Annotated in this window: 15 protein-coding genes; 9 read left to right on the forward strand and 6 right to left on the reverse strand. The window is 63.9% G+C overall.

Features of this window, described 5'->3' with window-relative positions; all coding sequences use genetic code 11:
* The first annotated feature begins 2 nt into the window (after positions 1 to 2).
* The 4 genes from HS961_RS10625 (at position 3) to HS961_RS10640 (ending at position 3,782) form a co-directional block, all read left to right on the forward strand.
* Positions 3 to 809, forward strand: a complete 807-nt coding sequence (locus tag HS961_RS10625) for an enoyl-CoA hydratase/isomerase family protein (protein WP_182327749.1) — start codon at positions 3 to 5, stop codon at positions 807 to 809.
* A 9-nt stretch (positions 810 to 818) separates the two neighbouring features.
* Positions 819 to 1,346, forward strand: a complete 528-nt coding sequence (locus tag HS961_RS10630) for a MaoC family dehydratase (protein ID WP_182327751.1) — start codon at positions 819 to 821, stop codon at positions 1,344 to 1,346.
* Complete coding sequence (locus HS961_RS10635; protein WP_182327753.1) at positions 1,343 to 2,317, forward strand: NADPH:quinone oxidoreductase family protein; 975 nt, start codon at positions 1,343 to 1,345, stop codon at positions 2,315 to 2,317. Before HS961_RS10630 ends, HS961_RS10635 begins: the two co-directional genes overlap by 4 nt.
* A gap of 157 nt (positions 2,318 to 2,474) precedes the next feature.
* Positions 2,475 to 3,782 carry an MFS transporter gene (locus HS961_RS10640; protein WP_182327755.1) on the forward strand — a complete coding sequence of 436 codons (1,308 nt, stop codon included), beginning with the start codon at positions 2,475 to 2,477 and terminating at the stop codon, positions 3,780 to 3,782.
* Between the two features lie 198 nt (positions 3,783 to 3,980).
* Here HS961_RS10640 and HS961_RS10645 read toward each other — a convergent pair whose 3' ends face one another.
* Together HS961_RS10645 and argC are read right to left on the reverse strand one after the other, a co-directional pair.
* Positions 3,981 to 4,979: a hypothetical protein gene (locus HS961_RS10645; protein WP_182327756.1), complete on the reverse strand. Its 999-nt coding sequence runs from the start codon at positions 4,977 to 4,979 to the stop codon at positions 3,981 to 3,983.
* Between the two features lie 248 nt (positions 4,980 to 5,227).
* Positions 5,228 to 6,154, reverse strand: coding sequence for an N-acetyl-gamma-glutamyl-phosphate reductase (gene argC / locus HS961_RS10650; protein ID WP_182327758.1), 927 nt, complete (start codon positions 6,152 to 6,154; stop codon positions 5,228 to 5,230).
* Positions 6,155 to 6,448: 294 nt separating this feature from the next.
* On the opposite strand from argC, the gene HS961_RS10655 reads away from it, so the two are divergent.
* Positions 6,449 to 7,333: a LysR family transcriptional regulator gene (locus tag HS961_RS10655; protein ID WP_182327760.1), complete on the forward strand. Its 885-nt coding sequence runs from the start codon at positions 6,449 to 6,451 to the stop codon at positions 7,331 to 7,333.
* A gap of 160 nt (positions 7,334 to 7,493) precedes the next feature.
* On the opposite strand, the gene HS961_RS10660 is transcribed toward HS961_RS10655, so the two are convergent.
* Positions 7,494 to 8,417 (reverse strand): LysR family transcriptional regulator, encoded by a 924-nt coding sequence (locus HS961_RS10660; protein ID WP_182327762.1) that lies wholly within the window; start codon positions 8,415 to 8,417, stop codon positions 7,494 to 7,496.
* A gap of 416 nt (positions 8,418 to 8,833) precedes the next feature.
* On the opposite strand from HS961_RS10660, the gene HS961_RS10665 reads away from it, so the two are divergent.
* From HS961_RS10665 to HS961_RS10675, 3 genes are read left to right on the forward strand one after another with little or no spacing between them, the layout of a single operon-like run.
* Positions 8,834 to 9,655: a 2Fe-2S iron-sulfur cluster-binding protein gene (locus HS961_RS10665; RefSeq protein WP_182327763.1), complete on the forward strand. Its 822-nt coding sequence runs from the start codon at positions 8,834 to 8,836 to the stop codon at positions 9,653 to 9,655.
* The gene (locus HS961_RS10670) at positions 9,642 to 10,634 is read left to right on the forward strand and encodes an FAD binding domain-containing protein (protein WP_182327764.1); all 993 of its coding nucleotides are present in this window, start codon (positions 9,642 to 9,644) and stop codon (positions 10,632 to 10,634) included. Before HS961_RS10665 ends, HS961_RS10670 begins: the two co-directional genes overlap by 14 nt.
* Positions 10,635 to 10,652: 18 nt before the next feature.
* Positions 10,653 to 12,839 (forward strand): xanthine dehydrogenase family protein molybdopterin-binding subunit, encoded by a 2,187-nt coding sequence (locus tag HS961_RS10675; protein ID WP_182327765.1) that lies wholly within the window; start codon positions 10,653 to 10,655, stop codon positions 12,837 to 12,839.
* Positions 12,840 to 12,896: 57 nt separating this feature from the next.
* Here HS961_RS10675 and HS961_RS10680 read toward each other — a convergent pair whose 3' ends face one another.
* The 3 genes from HS961_RS10680 to HS961_RS10690 form a co-directional block, all read right to left on the reverse strand.
* Positions 12,897 to 13,868, reverse strand: coding sequence for an XdhC family protein (locus HS961_RS10680; RefSeq protein WP_182327766.1), 972 nt, complete (start codon positions 13,866 to 13,868; stop codon positions 12,897 to 12,899).
* Entirely contained in the window at positions 13,855 to 14,457 is a 603-nt protein-coding gene (locus HS961_RS10685; protein WP_182327767.1) for a nucleotidyltransferase family protein, read from the reverse strand. Before HS961_RS10685 ends, HS961_RS10680 begins: the two co-directional genes overlap by 14 nt.
* Positions 14,458 to 14,771: 314 nt before the next feature.
* Positions 14,772 to 15,713 (reverse strand): LysR family transcriptional regulator, encoded by a 942-nt coding sequence (locus HS961_RS10690; RefSeq protein WP_238347889.1) that lies wholly within the window; start codon positions 15,711 to 15,713, stop codon positions 14,772 to 14,774.
* Between the two features lie 104 nt (positions 15,714 to 15,817).
* Between HS961_RS10690 and HS961_RS10695 the strand changes: the two genes are divergently transcribed.
* Positions 15,818 to 16,954 carry an iron-containing alcohol dehydrogenase gene (locus HS961_RS10695; RefSeq protein ID WP_182327768.1) on the forward strand — a complete coding sequence of 379 codons (1,137 nt, stop codon included), beginning with the start codon at positions 15,818 to 15,820 and terminating at the stop codon, positions 16,952 to 16,954.
* The last annotated feature ends 71 nt before the right edge of the window (positions 16,955 to 17,025 follow it).

A 17,025-nucleotide genomic window follows, 5' to 3' on the forward strand; every position in this document is an offset into this window, starting at 1 on the left:
GCATGCCAAACGATGCCGCCACCATCGAGACCTTGCAGCCGGGCATTGCCTTGCTGCGCCTGACACGCGCCACGCGCCTCAATGCGCTGAGCCTGCCCGATCTGCAGTTTCTGCATACGCTGCTGGATACCTGCTTGGCGGATGCCAGCCTGCGCGTGCTGGTCATCAGCGGCGAGGGGGAGTGCTTTTGCGCCGGGCTGAACCTCAAATCCTTGCTGGACGAGAACGGGCAGCTGCCGGCCACCGTACGCGAGAACATGGACTTGCAGCAGAGCTTTGCCGGCCTGGTGCAGCGCCTGCGCGATACCAGCGTGGCGGTGATCGCCGCCGTCAACGGCGTGGCAGTCGGCGCGGGCATGGCGCTGGCCTTAGCGGCCGATGTGCGCTTTGCCGCGCAGCAGGCGGCCTTCCATGTGGGGGCCATCAAGATCGGCATCACCGCCGGCGAATGCGGCATCAGCTATCACCTGCCGCGCCTCATCGGCGCCGGTCGTGCCTTTGAGCTGATGCTGAGCGGCCGCCCGGTTGCATCGGACGAAGCACTGCGCATAGGGCTGGTCAGCGAGGTGCTGCCTGCTGGCGAGCTGCTGGATCGCGCCTTGCAGTGCGCGCGCCAGATCGCCGCCCATGCGCCATATGCCACGGCCCACACCAAGCGCCTGATGTGGCAGAACCTGGATGCCCCGAGCTTGGCCGCAGCCATTGAGCTGGAGAACCACGCCCAGGTGCTGGGCCTCATGACCGAGGATTTCCAGGAAGCCGTCCAGGCCTTTTTGCACAAGCGCAGCCCCGTGTTCACGGGGCGCTAAGGAGGCGATATGAACGATTTACGGAACCCGCCCGCCCAGGACCATGATGGCCTGCAGGCGCCCGTCTGCCAGAGCGTGGACGATCTGCAGGCGTTGACCGGCAGCGCGCTGTATCTCAGCCCTTGGGTGGAGGTGGACCAGACCCGCATCGACCGCTTTGCCGAGGCGACGGGGGATTTTCAGTGGGTGCATGTGAACCCGGCGCGCGCGGCGCAGGAGTCGGGCTTTGGCGGCACGATTGCGCATGGCTTTTTGACCCTGTCCCTGCTCGGCAAACACTACGAGGACTTTATGCCCGGGCTGCTGCCGTTTTGCGACCTGGGCATCAACTACGGCCTGAACCGGGTGCGCTTTATGCAGCCAGTGCGGGCGGGCAGCCGGGTGCGCAGCCGCTTTGTGCTGGCGGAGGTCAGCCTGGTTGCAGGCGGTGTGCAGATGCTCTTCAACGCGACGGTAGAGCTGGAGGGCGAGAGCAAACCGGCCTGTGTGGCCGAGTCGGTGGTACGCCGGATGTTCAAGCAAGGAGGTGCGCGATGAAGGCCGTCGTCTGCGAACAGTTTGGCCCGCCGTCGGCGCTGCAGCTGCGCGATCTGCCTGCGCTGCAGCCTGCCCCCGGCGAGGTGGTCGTCGCCGTCAAGGCGGCTGGCATCAACTACCCCGACACCCTCATCATCGAAGACCGCTACCAGTTCAAGCCCAGCTTGCCCTTCAGCCCTGGGGGTGAATTTGCTGGCGTGGTCGAAGAGGTAGGCGCCGAGGTGCAGGGCGTGCGCCAAGGCCAGGCCGTGATCGGCTTTGTGGGCTGGGGCGCGTTTGCACAGCAGATCCGCGTGCAGCCTGCTGCGCTCTTCCCCATGCCGGCCGGCCTGCCGTTTGAGGTGGCGGGTTCCCTCTTGATGACCTATGGCACGGCCTACCACGCACTGCGCGACCGGGCGGGCCTGGCGGCTGGCGAGACGGTGCTGGTGCTGGGGGCAGCCGGCGGTGTGGGCATTGCCTGCATCGAGCTGGCCAAGGCCATGGGCGCAAGGGTCATTGCGGCAGCCTCGTCGCCGCAAAAACTGGCCGCCTGCCGCGCGCATGGCGCGGACGAGACCATCGACTACGAGCGCGAGGATTTGCGGGAGCGGCTTAAGGCCATCACCGGCGGGCGGGGGGTGGATGTGGTCTGCGATGTGGTGGGCGGGCGCTTCAGCGAGCCGGCGCTGCGCAGCACCGCCTGGCGCGGGCGCTTTCTGGTGCTTGGCTTTGCGGGCGGCGAGATTCCGCGCATTGCACTCAATCTGCCGCTGCTCAAAGGCTGCGCCATCGTTGGCGTGTTCTGGGGCGACTACCTGCAGCGCGAGCGCGCCCATGTGGTGGCCGACATTGAGGCCCTTGCTGAGCTCTACACCCAGGGGCGGTTGCGGCCGCTGATTTCCCAGCGCTTCTCGCTGGAAGAAACGCCTGCTGCGCTGGAGGCCGTGCGCCAGCGCCAGGCCATTGGCAAAGGAGTCGTCGTGCCCTAGCACCTACACACCCCAGCACTTCCCGATTTCCCGGTTTCCGTCTTGAACACCGGTGCCACGAGACAAGGGGGCAATAAAGCCCTCGGCGCCGATGTGAACCCCGGGGTGGCTCTTGTGGGGCTGCCCTAATCCAACCACCTTTCCGAATGGATGAATCATGACGAATGCGAACACCTTGAGCGCTGGCACAGCCGCGCAGGCCAGTGAGAGCGGAGCACCCGCCGATGCCAAACGCGCAGCGGTTTCGGGTTTTGTGGGCACCTTGATCGAGTACTACGATTTCAGCCTCTATGGCTATATGGCGGTGGTGATTGCGCCGCTGTTCTTCCCCAGCGGCGACCCCACGGTATCGCTGCTGGCCGCACTGGCGGTGTTTGGCACGGCCTACTTTGTGCGGCCGCTGGGCGGCATCGTGTTTGGCCATATCGGCGACAAGTACGGCCGCAAGACGGCGTTGATGGGCACCCTCATCTGCATGGGTATTGGCAGCACCTTGATGGGCCTGCTGCCCACCTTTGAGCAGATGGGCTACTTTGCCACCGCCTTACTGGTGCTGGTGCGGCTGCTGCAGGGCTTCTCGGCCGGTGGCGAAGTAGGGGGTTCGGCCACCTTTATCTCGGAGTCGTCGCCCCCGCACATGAAGGCCACCTTTGGCGCCTTCACACCGATGGGGTCGACAGGCGGCTTTGCCGTGGCAGCGGCCGTGGCCGGTGCGGTCACTGCCTTGACCACGCCCGAGCAGATGAGCTCCTGGGGCTGGCGCATTCCCTTTTTGCTGGCGCTGCCGTTGACCCTGCTGTGCATCTGGGCCCGTACCCGCGTGCGCGAAACCTATGAGGGCAAGCCCGAGAAGAAAGAGCATTCGCCCATTGGCGCCGTCTTCCGCCTGCAGACCAAGGCCTTGCTGCAATCGACCGCCATCAGCGCCGCCACCAATGGCACGGCCTACATCGGCCTGACCTACATGAGCATCCACCTGGTCAAGCAACTGGGCTACCCCGCCGGCAATGTGTACTGGGTCGCCACCTTGGCCATTGGCCTGTCTGCGCTGCTGATGCCGCTGGGCGGCTATATCGGTGACCGCATCGGCCTGCGCCGCCTGATGCTCGTCGGCCTGATCGGCTACATCATCCTGACTTACCCGATGATGGGCCTGATGGAGCGCAGCCTGACGGTTGCCGCCTGGGCCTATGTAGTGCTGATGCTCAACACTGTCGCCACCCAGGTCAGCGCCTACACCTTGCTGCCCTTGCTGTTCCAGCCCCAATACCGCTACACCGGCGTAGCCACGGGTTGGAATTTCGGCGTGATCATCGCCGGTGGCACCGCCCCCTATGTGGCCGTCAAGCTGGTGCAGATGACCGAGAACCGCCAATCGCCCGCGTATTTTGTGATTGCTGCGGCCATCATTGGACTGATTGGTGTGATGTCGATCCGCCGTGATGCGGCGCGTTCTGTGACCTGAGGACGGGCGGGGATATTCGGATGGCCTGGTTTTGGCAGGCGCCTGAATTTGACCAGGTGCGCTGCATGGGTGGGGCGATTTTTGAGGCCAAGCCGATCGCCGCGCAATGACTGACGCCACCCCATCTCGGCCCCCGCAAGCGTTTTAGCAAGCAGCAGCACCTGGCGCAGCGCGGCAGCTGCAAGCTTTAACCCACCATCAATCCGCTTGGGCAGTGGGCGCTGCAGCCGCAGCTGCAGTCGCCGCTGCCGCTTGCAGCTTGGCCAGGTGGCGTTTTCTCAGGCTGTCGCTGGTCTGTTCGCACAGCTGCTGGGTGGCGGCTTGCAAAGTGGGCAACAGCACGCAGGTGCCAGGCGAGCTGCGGAAGGCCGATTCCTGTGTGTGGTGGACATAGTCCAGCTCGCCATCGCCTTTCTTGACGGTGTAGCGGAACTGGAATTGCGTGACGGCAGGCTTGTCCGCCAGCGAGCCGAGCACGGCCCCCAATATCCCGACCGCCAGGTTGACCCCGACGGAATAACTGTGTCCACCCCGAATGGCGCGGTCAATGTAGGCGGCGCTGGCGACGGCGCTGCCAATGGCCGCGCCCGCGTGGGTGCCCGGCGTGGATTCATCCACCCCTTGCACATCAATGATGGTGCCGAACTCTGCGGCTGCGAAGTAGTCGATGCTGTAGTTCGCTTCCAGCAACTGGCGCTCAGGGGCAGCCAGGTCATCCCATACCAGGCGCGACAGTTGCAGGGTAGGGCGCGGTGCCAGCAGGTACTTGTCCGATGAGCCCAGCGAGACATCTTTGGACTGGTAGGCGCTGGGCGCCAATTCGCCATTGAGGTAAGCCCGGTACTCGCCCAGCGCCATCGTGCGCGAGCCACTGTGGATGCGCTCCACGGTCAGGTTGTCCCGGTTGATGGAACAGACCAGCGGATCGCCATCAGAGACCATGGCCACATTCACCGCCCATTGGTCGGACAGATGCTGGTTGCCATCGTTCTTGGCGTCGGTGGCATTCGGAAACTCTGCCAGGCAAATAGCTGCGTATTTCTCAAAATCCCGGGCGGCTTCGCGCCTTGAGGCTTCCACATCTTGGCGGATCTTCAGTTGCTCATCCAGGGACATACGTCCCTGGTAGGCATAAGGCGTGCATCCCCCCAGCATGGCAAGGCTGGCCGCTGCGATCGCAATCTGCTTGGTGTTCATGTGCTATTTGTTATTTGGTGGTGTTCATCCATTCAGGAACTTAAAATTCAGCCATGGCGGTGTCTGTATCCGCACCAGCGCACCAGTGCGGTGATAAATGCCTTTGAATGGGAACGAGTTTGACCCTGAGATGCCTGGGTGTTAGGCCCGATCCTAGCAGTATTTTTATTACATTAACTTACGATGCTGGCAAGGCAATCTTTGTAACCTAGGGTCAGCCAACGCTGGGTAGTCAACCCCCGTGTGCGTCACTGCCCCAGCATCAAATCCAGGTTCTGCACCGCCGCGCCGGATGCGCCCTTGCCGAGGTTGTCGAAAACCGCTGACAGCAGAATTTGGCCGTGCTCCGCATTCTCAAAAACACCCAGCTGCATGTGGTTGGTGCCGTTCAGCACCTGGGGGTCCAGGTGTTGCAGCGCCTGGGTTTCCTGCAACGGCAAGACGCTGACCTGCGATGCCTCCGCATAGTGGCGTGCTAGGCATTTATGCAGCGTTGCGCCGGTTGTACCGGGCGCCAGCAGCCGCGACAGCAGCGGTACGGTCAGCACAATGCCCTGGCGGAAGGCGCCGTAGGCAGGCACAAAAATGGGGCGCTGGCCGAGCCTGGCCTGTTGCTGGATCTCCGGCACATGCTTGTGCGCCAGTGCCAAGCCATACACCTGGTAGGCAGGGGCCTGGCGGGCACCGTCCCCTTCATGTTCCTCCACACCGGCTCGCCCCCGTCCGGAATAGCCGGACACCGCATGGATGCTGATGGGGTAGTCCGCAGGAAGGAGGCCGTCCCGAACCAGCGGATGCAGCAGGCCGATGGCACCCGTCGGGTAGCAACCGGGGTTGCTGACCCGGCTTGCGCTGGCAATGCGCGCTGCCTGGCCGGGTGCCATCTCGGGGAAGCCATAGGTCCAATCCGGATGGCTGCGGTGGGCGGAGCTGGCGTCGATCACCCGGACAGCGGGGTTGACGATGGTGGCCACCGCATCGCGCGCTGCGGCATCTGGCAGGCAGAGGATGGCGATGTCGCAGGCGTTGATGGCCTGCGCGCGGCGCTGGGGATCCTTGCGGTCCGCTGCGGCCAGTGTGTGCAGGCGGATATCGGTCCGGCCGTGCAGGCGCTCGTGGATTTGCAGGCCCGTGGTGCCTTGGTCGCCATCGATAAAAACAACAGGTGCGCGCATACGCTGGGTACTTTCTTCGGTGTGGATCATGTTCCTGGGAACGGGCCTAGGGACCCTCTGCAAAACTCCCTGCCGTGGTCTGAACGCGGGCTCGGGCGATCCGCTGCGTTGTCTTCCTTGTCAATAGCTACGGCTATTGACTGCAAAAGACGCCTTGCGGCTCATCCCGATCCGCGTCCATCCCGCTTGGCGAGGGTTTTGCAGAGCATCCCTAGATGTTCCTGCAATGTCCAAAATAATGAAAGTTGAATTTCACAACGCTAACATTCAGATTTTCTTCATTTGGATGTGGGTATGCGAGAAATCAGCCTGGACCGTTTGCGGACCTTGGTCGCCATTGCCGACCGGGGCTCGTTTGTTGAGGCAGCGCGCGCTTTGAACCTGGCGGCGCCTACCGTCAGCCTCCACATCACGGAACTGGAAGACCGCATTGGAGCGCCGCTGCTGTCACGCAAGCGTGGCCACATCAAACCGACCGTCATTGGGGAGGCGCTGGTAGAGCGCGCACGCCGCTTGCTGGACGATGCCGAACAGGCCTTGGACGATGTTCAGCGCCAGGTGCAGGGCCTTGAAGGGCGTGCTCGGCTGGGTGCGTCGACCGGCGTGATCGCGCATCTGCTGCCGCAAGCGCTTGAGGTGCTGCGCCAGCAACACCCAGGCATCGACACCCAGATTGCGGTGCTTGCGTCGGAAGAGACGCTGTCCCGGTTGGTCGATGGGACCTTGGACATTGGCATCGTCGCATTGCCTCAGCCAGCGGTGGCCGGGCTGGTCATCAAGCCATGGCGGCGCGACCCGGTGATGGCCTTTGTGCCCACGCACTGGAAAAGCCCCGCCCGCATCACGCCGGAATGGCTGGCAGCACAGCCGCTCATCCTCAATGACAGCAGCACGCGGCTTTCGCGCCAGACCACGGAGTGGTTTGCGGCTGGCGGCCAGCATCCGGTGGCGCGGATCCAGCTCAACTACAACGACGCCATCAAAAGCCTTGTCGCCGCTGGCTATGGCGCCGCCTTATTGCCCCATGAGGCCAGTGCGCCATCGCAAGACCAGCGCATCGCCATGCGCCCCTTGCGTCCGGCCTTGTGGCGGCGGCTTGGAATGGCCTACCGCGCAGGGCATGTGGAGCGATCCACGCAGCATGTGCTGGATGTGCTCTGGGCTTTGCGACTGGCGTAAAGGCCCGCCAGCCCGGAGCAGCGTTGTCACGCCCACCCGCAGCCATGGCTTCTGCATAAAAGGCGCCCACTTCATCCCGGCTCTGGGCAGTGATGGCGATGTGCAGAGCCTGCGGCTGCTCCGCTGACTCTGCCAGCCCATGTGCAGTCGTCTGCCTGCCTTATGCGGCTCCCTGGCCGATGGCAAGGGGCAGCGGTGTGGCCCGAAGCGCATTGAGCACCAGCGAAAAAGCGAGGGAGGGCTGCCTGCGGCTGGGGTAGTACAGGTAATAGCCTGGGAAGGGGGGGCACCAGTCGTCCAGCACCCGCACCAAGCGGCCTTGCTCCAGGTGGGGCGCAAACTCGTCTTCGGGCAGGTGCGCGATGCCCATGCCTGCCAGCGCTGCATCAACGATGCTGGGGGAGGTGTTGAAGATGACCTGCCCATCTACCCGAACGCTCAGCTGCTTGCCCCGGCGCTCAAAATCCCAGGTCCACAAGCCTCCAGCGGTCTGCATACGCATGTTGATGCAGTTGTGCTGGATCAGGTCGCCCGGCGTCTTGGGCAGCGGGTGGCGTTGGAAGTAAGCGGGCGATGCGGCAGCCGCCATGCGCAACTTGGGTCCGATGGGGACGGCGATCATGTCCTTGTCGATGGTGTCGCCAAAACGCACCCCGGCATCGAAGCGGTCTGCCACGATGTCCCGCAAAGCGTAGTTGACATCGAACTCGACCTTGATGTCCGGGTACTCCAGCAGCAAGGGCGCGAGCTTGGGCACCAAGATGGCGCGCGCCGCATGCTCGCCACAGGTGATGCGCACCAGGCCGCTGGGCTTGTCGCGCATTTCGGTCAGTTGGTGCAGCTCGGCGTCGATTTCGTCAAAGCGATGGCCGATGGCGCTGAGCAGCCGCTCGCCGGCCGCCGTGGGCGACACGCTGCGCGTGGTGCGCGTGAGCAGCCGAATGTGCAGCCTCGCCTCCAGACCGCTGACGGCCTGGCTGAGTGCCGATTGGGTGACCCCGAGCACCGAGGCCGCGCGTGTGAAGCTTCCCTCACGGGCGACGGTCACAAAGTACAGAAGGTCGTTGAGGTTGCGTTTGACCATCGCGAAAGTGTCGCACAGGCCATTGATTAGCTGAAGTAATAAGGTCTAGAAGAATTCATTAGCTAGTCAACGAAGCCAAGGCATCTCAAGATAGGCCTTTGAGCAAAGCGGGATACATGGGCGCCTGCGTACGACCAAACAGCCGCACAAGCAGGGTTGCTGTCCGACTTAGGCGGGCAGCCTGAAGCACTAGGATGGAGAAGCTTGCGCTGCAATCGGTCCAGGGTTTGGGCGGTGGAACCGCTCTCGCCCTGATCGCCGCGGGCAGTTTGGAAACAGGAGACCGCAGCTACCCCCTCTGACACCCATTTCCCCGCTGCACACCAAACCCGCATGCGTCGCCTAGAACGCAGCCGCTTGGTTCTCCGTATCCCCTCGCATGCGCCTTCCCCCGGCGCGTAAACAAGGAACCCACGATGAAACATCTCAACGACGCCGATCTACCGGTCGAGCTCAGTGCCGACGAAGCGGCCTTGCTCCAGCAAATGCCCCAACTCCAAGGCGTAGGCAAAGCTAGGCGCAGCTTTATGATCAACTCCGCCGCAGGCAGTGTGGGCCTGTTTGCCGCCGACCTGCTGGCGCAAGAAGCCGCGCTGGCGCAGATGCCGCTGGCAGATGGCGCGGCGGTAGCGCCCATCAAGGCGCAGAACGTGGTCAAAGTGGCGTTCCAAGTCAATGGCGCAGCGCAAACGCTGGAGCTTGATTCGCGGGTGGTACTGCTCGATGCGCTGCGCGAGCACCTGGCGTTGACGGGCTCCAAGAAAGGCTGCGACCAAGGGCAATGCGGCGCCTGCACTGTGCTGGTAGATGGCCAACGCGTGCTGTCCTGCCTGACCTTGGCGGCGACCCTGGGAGGGCGCGAGGTGACCACCATCGAGGGCCTGGCTAAGGGCGACCAGCTGCACCCGGTGCAGGCCGCCTTTATCAAGCATGACGGCTTCCAGTGCGGCTACTGCACCCCGGGCCAGATCTGCTCGGCCGTCGGTGTGTTGGCGGAGGCACAGCGTGGCCATGTCAGCCATGTCACTGGCGACGTGCGCAAAACGACAACCCGCCTGACGGATGACGAGATCAAGGAGCGCATGAGCGGCAACATCTGCCGCTGCGGTGCCTACCCGGGCATCGTTGCGGCTGTGCAAGAGGTCCATTCTGGCCGCCAAGCGGCCCAGACCTGGGGCTATGCCACCGATACGCAAACCGCGTCCGCACACAAGGAGGATGGCCATGCGACCGTTTGAATACCTGCGGGTAGCGGATGCTGCCGCTGTCTCGTCCGCCATGGTCGGTGTGCCGGGCGCCAAGTTTCTCGCTGGCGGATCGAACCTCGTCGATCTGATGAAGGAAGATGTGGAGCGGCCCACGCGCCTGGTCGACATTCGCCAACTGCCTTTGCGGCAGATTCAGCGCAGCCGCGCGGGGCTATCTCTGGGTGCGCTGGCCACCAATACCGAGACGGCCAACCACCCACTGGTGCGCGAGAACTACCCGCTGCTGACCCAGGCCATCGTGGCCGGCGCCTCGGGGCAATTGCGCAATATGGCGACCAATGGTGGCAATCTGCTGCAGCGCACGCGCTGCAATTACTTTTACGACACCGCGACGCCTTGCAACAAGCGCGAGCCCGGCAGCGGTTGCGGTGCCCGCGAAGGGCTGAACAAGATCCATGCCGTGCTGGGCTGGAGCGAAGCCTGTGTGGCCACCTATCCGGGCGATATGGCGAACGCGCTGTATGCGCTCGATGCCAGCGTCCGCGTGCGGGCGACGGATGGGCGCGAGCGGCTGATCCCGGTCATCGATTTCCACCGTCTGCCGGGCGATACGCCGCAGCGGGACAACAACCTGGAACACGGCGATCTGATCCTGGCCATTGAGTTGCCGGTTGCGGCAGCGGAGTTTGCCAAACATTCGCACTATCTCAAAGTGCGGGACCGCAGCTCCTACGCTTTCGCGATGGTGTCGGTGGCGGCTGCCCTGCAGCTGGAGGGTGGCACCATCCGCCAGGCGCGTGTGGTGCTGGGCAGCGTTGCCCACAAGCCCTGGCGCAGTGCGGAGGCCGAGGCGGCCTTGGTGGGCCAGCGCCCCAGCGAAGCAATCTTTGCCAAGGCAGCCCAAGTGGCGCTGACCGGTGCCAAGCCGCTGGCGCACAACGGCTACAAGGTGGAGCTGGGTCAACGTTCCGTGGTGCGTGCGCTGATGCGTGCCGCCCAACTGGGTTAAGGGCGAAGGAGAATCACCATGGCACGTTATTTAGGTAAAGAGACGACCCGCGTGGACGGGATCGCCAAAGTCACCGGCAAGGCCAAGTACGCGGCCGAGTTCCAGGTTCCGCATGTCGCCTATGGCTTTGTGGTGCTCAGCACCGTAGCCAAGGGGCGCATCACCGCCATTGACACCCGCGAGGCCGAGCAGGCCGCTGGTGTGGTGCGCGTGTTTACGCACCGCAATGCCGGGCGGCTGGGCAAGGCGCCCGCTGCCGACGCAGCCCCGCAATGGGCCTGGCCGCTGCAATCGGACCGGGTGTTTTTCAACGGCCAGCCGATTGCGCTGGTAGTGGCTGAGAGCTATGAGCAGGCGCGCTATGCGGCGCGGTTGGTGAAGGCCAGCTACCAGGCCGAGCCCCATGCCACCGAATTGGAATCGGTGCTGGACAACGCCAAGCCCGCCTCCGATAACACGCCGCCAAGGGGCGATCCGGCCAAGGCGCTGCAGGTGGCGGCGGTCAAGGTCAATGCCGAGTACCACATCCCCATCAACCACCACAACCCCATCGAGCCCCATGCGGCCATTGCGTTTTGGGAAGGCAACAAGCTGACAGTCTTTGACAAGACCCAGAACGTATACGGCGTGCAAAAGCACCTGGCCGAAGGGCTGGGCGTGCCCGCAGAGGACATCCGCGTGGTGTCGCCCTTTGTGGGCGGCGCCTTTGGCTCATCGCTCAAGCCCAACTACTACCCGTCACTGACGGCGATGGCCGCCCGCGAACTCAAGCGGCCGGTCAAGCTGGTGCTGACCCGCACGCAGATGTTTACCGGCCATGGCTACCGGCCACAAACGATCCAGAAGGTCAGGCTGGGTGCGGACGCCAATGGCAAGCTGCAGGCCATCATCCAGGAGGCCTTCCACAACACCTCGTCGTTCGAAACCTTCTCGGACAACACGACCGGATTCCTCAAACAGGTCTATGCCTGCGAGAACCTGGACATGCCGCTGAAGGTCGCCGCCACCGACCTGGCCACTCCAACCTGGATGCGGGCGCCCGGTGCCGTCAGCGGCATGTTTGCGCTGGAGAGTGCCATGGACGAGCTGGCCTATGCGCTGAAGATGGACCCGATGGAGCTGCGCCTGGTCAACTACGCAGAGGTGGACCCGGTCAGCGGCAAGCCGTTTTCCAGCAAGGCGCTGCGCGAATGCTACCGCCTGGGCGCCGAAAAATTTGGCTGGAAAAACCGCAAGCCGGAACCACGATCGATGCGTGACGGCAAGCTGCTGGTCGGCTGGGGCATGGCATCGAGCGTCTGGGGCGCCATGCAGATGCCTGCGAGCGCCAAGATCACATTCCGCCCCGATGGGACGGCCACTGTCTCCAGCGCAACCAGCGATATCGGCCCGGGCACCTACACGGTGATGACGATGATTGCGGCGGAGTTCTTGGGCCTCAAGCTGGACCAGGTGACCTTTGAGCTGGGCGACACGCGCCAGCCCCAGGCGCCGGCGCAAGGCGGCTCCTGGACGACCTCCAGCGTCGGCTCGGCCGTGCGCGGCGCGGCGCTGACGATCACCGCCAAGCTGCTGGATCTGGCGAATCGGGATGCCGGATCGCCATTGCGGGGCGTTAGCGCGGACGATGTGGAGATGCTCGACGGCCGCTTGCGCCTGAAAAGCGATACCAGCCGCGGGGTCGATATCGCCGAGCTGATGCGCAGCACAGGCACCAGCGAGATCACCGAGGTCTACAAATCCACCCCGTCGCCGGAGCGTGACAAGTACGCATCGCTCGCCCATGGCGCGCAGTTTGTCGAGGTAAAGGTGGATCCGGAACTGGGAACTGTCAAGGTCACCCGAGTGATCGAGATCACTGCCTGCGGCAAGATCCTCAACCCCCTCGCTTCGCACAGCCAGGAAATTGGCGGCGTGGTTTGGGGCATTGGCATGGCACTGGAAGAGGCGACCGAGGTAGACCACCGCACCGGCCGCGTGATGACCGCCAATTTGCAGCACTACCATGTGCCGGTTAATGCGGATATCCATGCCATCGAAACCGTGTTTGTGGAGGAGGACGACACCATCGTCAACCCGCTGGGCGTCAAAGGCATGGGCGAGCTCGGCATGGTCGGCATCCCGGCGGCCATTGCCAATGCCGTCTACCATGCCACCGGCAAGCGCATCCGCAGTCTTCCGATCACCCCGGAAAAACTGCTCTAAGCGCAGCGGGCCGCGCACCGGCCCGCTGCTGCCTACCCAAGGGCCGTTAGGGTTCCATCAAGTGCGGGGCTGCAAGATGCCGTTCTTCGCAGCCAATACCTCGGCCATCGCACTCACCGCGATCTCGGCCGGGGTTTTGCTGCCAATGTGCAAGCCCACGGGAGAATGCAGCCGCTGCAGAGATTGATGCGTCTCGTCAAAGTGCTCGATAAAGCGCTGCTTGCGGCTGTCGGCATTGCGCCGCGATCCTATGGCACCGACATAGAAAGCGGGGCTGTGCAGCGCTTCCAGCAGCGCTAGGTCATCAAGCTTGGGGTCATGGCTCAGCGCCAGGATGCAGCTGCGGGTATCGGGCTTCATGCTGCGCACGGCGTCATCCGGCATCTCGGTGCTGAGCTTGGCACCTGCCACCGACCAGGTCTCGCGGTGCTCAATGCGCGGATCACATACCGTAACCTCAAAGTGGTTAAACAGCGCCATCACCGCCACATATTCGGCCAGCGCACCCGCACCGATTAGCAGCATGCGGTACTGGGGGCCCAGGGTGATCGAAAGAGTCGTGCCATCAAATTGCACTGCCTCTGGCGCTAAGGCATCTGCCAGGCGGACCGCGCCAGAGTCGCAATCCACAGTGCGCTGCACCAGTTGCCCCGCCTCCAGGCGCTGCACCAGGTCGTCCATCACGCCCAGCGCAGGCGAAAACTCCAGCAGCAGTTCCAAGGTGCCGCCGCAGGGCAGGCCAAAGCGATGGGCCTCGTCCGCTGTGATGCCATAACGTACCAGCTCAGTGCCGGACTGCGACATGCTGCTGGCGCCATAGGCGCTGGTGTAGCGGTGCACCAGATCGTCCTCAATGCAACCGCCAGACACCGAGCCGACACAGGGGCCATCTGCGCGCAGGGCCATCATCGAGCCGACCGGCCTGGGCGACGATCCCCATGTTTTGACGACGGTGACGAGCATCACCCGGTGTCCGCTGGCCAGCCAGTCACGGGCAGTGCGCAATACCCGTGCATCAACGTTTTCCATCGCTAGCCTCCTGCGCAAAATATCCGCTGGCCAGCAGCGCTTGTACCCGTGCCAGGTCCTCGCAGGTGTCGATATCAATGGCGATGCCGGGATCATCGAGCTGCAAGCTGTGGGCCGTTCCGGCTTGCCGATGGCCACGCACAATGGCACTGGCCCCTGTGTCGCCCTGCAGCTGCAGCAATGCCTCAAGGCAAGTCCTGTCAAAACCCACCGGGTGCCCCTGCTGATCTCCGCATTGCGGCACCACCACCGCGTGGTTGGTCAGGCTATGCGCCACCGCCATTAGGCTCTGTGGGCGAACCAAAGGCAGATCGCCGGGCAGGATAAGCCAGCCATCGGCGTCTGCCGTGGCTGCCACGCCCCGGGCGATGGAGTGGCCCATGCCATCCATCTCGGGCGACAGGGCTGAGAGCGGGCGCACGACATGGTAGGGCAGCCCCGATGCAACAACGCTACGGAGTACGCGGTCCAGCACTGCCACGTCGCCGAGCAACGCGTCGAGCTTGTGCGTTGTACCACCCGATTGCGCAAAGCGCCGCCCGTAGCCGGCGGCCAGAACAAGGACGGTGGGGTTGAAGGGGTGCAACATCCGGCTAGATCTCGGCATGGTTGCGTTGCACAGGCAGCAGGCTGACCGGCTGCCAGCCGGTCCAGGGCTGGGCGTTTAACTGAGGCTGAGGCACAGGCAACTCTTTCGTGGGGTGGGCGCGATGCAGGCTACGCCCATGGTTCTCTCGCTCGATTCTCAGCGATGTCTTCGCGGGAACTCATTAGTGAAGCTAATAAGTGTATTAAGTGCCCATCCCCCCGCCACCTCCTGAACGCAAGCAATGTCTGTAAGACCAGATGGACACCAGTGTCGTCGCCCGGCGCTATTGCTTTGCCAATACGCTGCTGCGTCCGTCACCCCTCAGCCGTGTCACCGCACAGCGCATCCACTAACAACCCCAGCGCAGCGCTTCGCGGCGCGCCCTTGCGCAGCACCAGCTCATAGGGTTCGCTGCGCGATTGCAGGGTCAGATCGATGATGCCGACCAGGCCATTGCGCGAGAAGTAGTTCGCGATGTCGTCAGAGACCAGGGCCACCAGGTCGCTGTTGCGGCCGAGCATGGTGACGGTGGCCAGGGCAGAGGTGGTTTCGATCAGGTGCGAGGGGAAGTGAAGTCCTGCTTCGTGGAACTCGCGCTCCAGCAAGCGGCGCATAGGCATGCGGGCGCGGTACACCAGCCAGCGGCTGTCCTGCAGGTCCTGCAGCTGCACAGCCTTGGCGCCCATGGCAGGGTGGCGCACGCTGGCAATCACCGACAGCGACTCCTGCTTGATGAACAGCGACTCATAGACCTCGGGCGTGCGGCTGACGGACGAGCGGCAGATGGCCGCATGGATCTGGCCGCGCTCGATCATGCCCAGCAGGGTCTCGCTGGTGTCTTCGATGATCTCCACCGACATATGCGGCTGGCGCGCCAGCACGTTCGACAGCGCATCGGACAGCAGCGGCACCGCGCCCATGATGGTGCCGATGGCCAGGTGGCCGCCCACGCCGCTGGCGATGGCATCGAGCTCAAAGCGCAGCTGGTTGATGTCCGACTGGATCAGGCGGGCAAAACGCAGTGCGCAGTGCCCGGCCTCCGTCGGTATTAACCCTCGGTTTGTGCGCTCGAACAGGTCCACCTGCAAGGTCGTCTCCAGCTCACGCAGCGCCTTGCTGGCGCCCGGCTGCGTGAGGCCGACTTTGTCCGCAGCGCCAAGCAGGGAGCCGCTTTCCTCGATGGCGATGAGCAGGCGCAGCTGCTTGGCATGCAGGCGCGACATGACGGAATTGAGGCTGGGGATGCCGATGGACATGAATAAAAGTTATATCGGTATGGAAAGCCGTCAGTGTACCGAATGGGCCGTGCTGCCTAGACTTCGGGCCTTCTGATAGCAATGGATATAACTGGTAAAACGTTATGGCTCTGATCAACTATGTGACCGAAGTGCGCTTTGGCGCCGGTGTGCTGGCGGAACTGAAGGAAGTGTGCGAGAAGCTGGGTATTACCAATCCTTTGATCGTGACCGACAAGGGAGTGGAGGCGGCCGGCATCATCGACCAGGTCAAGCAGGCGCTGGGTGCTGCCCGGTTTGGCGTGTTCAACGGCACTCCGCCCAACCCGTCAGAGACGGCCGTGCGCGCTGGTGTCGAGGCACTCCATAGCAGCGCCTGCGACGGCATCATCGCCGTGGGCGGTGGCTCGTCGATTGACCTGGCCAAGGCGGTGGCGGTATCGGCCCGCCATGAAGGGCCGCTGCGCCAGTTTGCGCTTATCGAGGGCGGCGCGCTCAAGATCACCGCAGCCACCTTGCCCATCATTGCCGTGCCCACCACGGCGGGCACCGGCAGCGAAGTAGGGCGTGGCGCCATCATCATCCTGGACGATGGCCGCAAGGTCGGCATCCTCTCGCCCCATGTGATTCCCAAGGTCGCCATCTGCGACCCCAACCTGACCCTGGGCCTGCCCGCAGGCCTGACGGCCGCCACCGGCATGGATGCGATTGCACACTGCATCGAAACCTTTCTGGCGTCGTCCTTCAACCCCCCGGCTGATGGCATTGCGCTCGATGGCCTCTGGCGCGCTTGGCGCCATATCGAAGTGGCCTTCCACGATCCCGCCGATGTGGAGGCGCGCACCAACATGATGAGTGCATCGCTGCAAGGCGCGCTGGCCTTCCAGAAGGGCCTGGGCTGCGTGCACAGCCTCAGCCATTCGCTGGGCGGCATCAACCCCAAGCTGCACCACGGCACCCTCAACGCCATCCTGCTGCCAGCGGTGATCCGCTTCAACCGGGGCGCGGAGTCGGTGGTGCGCGAGGACAAGATCGCGCGCCTGGCGCAGGCCATGGGCCTGCCCGACGGTGTGTCGGTGGAAGAGGCCCTGGTCACCAAATCCCGCGCACTGCAGCTGCCCACTGGCCTGGCCGAGCTGGGTGTGACTGAGGACATGTTCGACCGCATCGTGAAGGGCGCGCTGGCCGACCACAGCCACCGCACCAACCCGCGCGAGGCCAGCGCAGACGACTACGTCGAGATGCTGCGCCAGTCGATGTAAACCGGCGCTTCTACAAAACAGACGCAGCCCCGGCCCGCCGCCGCAATGGTCGGCCGGCCGGAGGCTTGCGC

This window comes from Comamonas piscis (genome assembly GCF_014109725.1).
GTDB lineage: Bacteria > Pseudomonadota > Gammaproteobacteria > Burkholderiales > Burkholderiaceae_C > Comamonas > Comamonas piscis.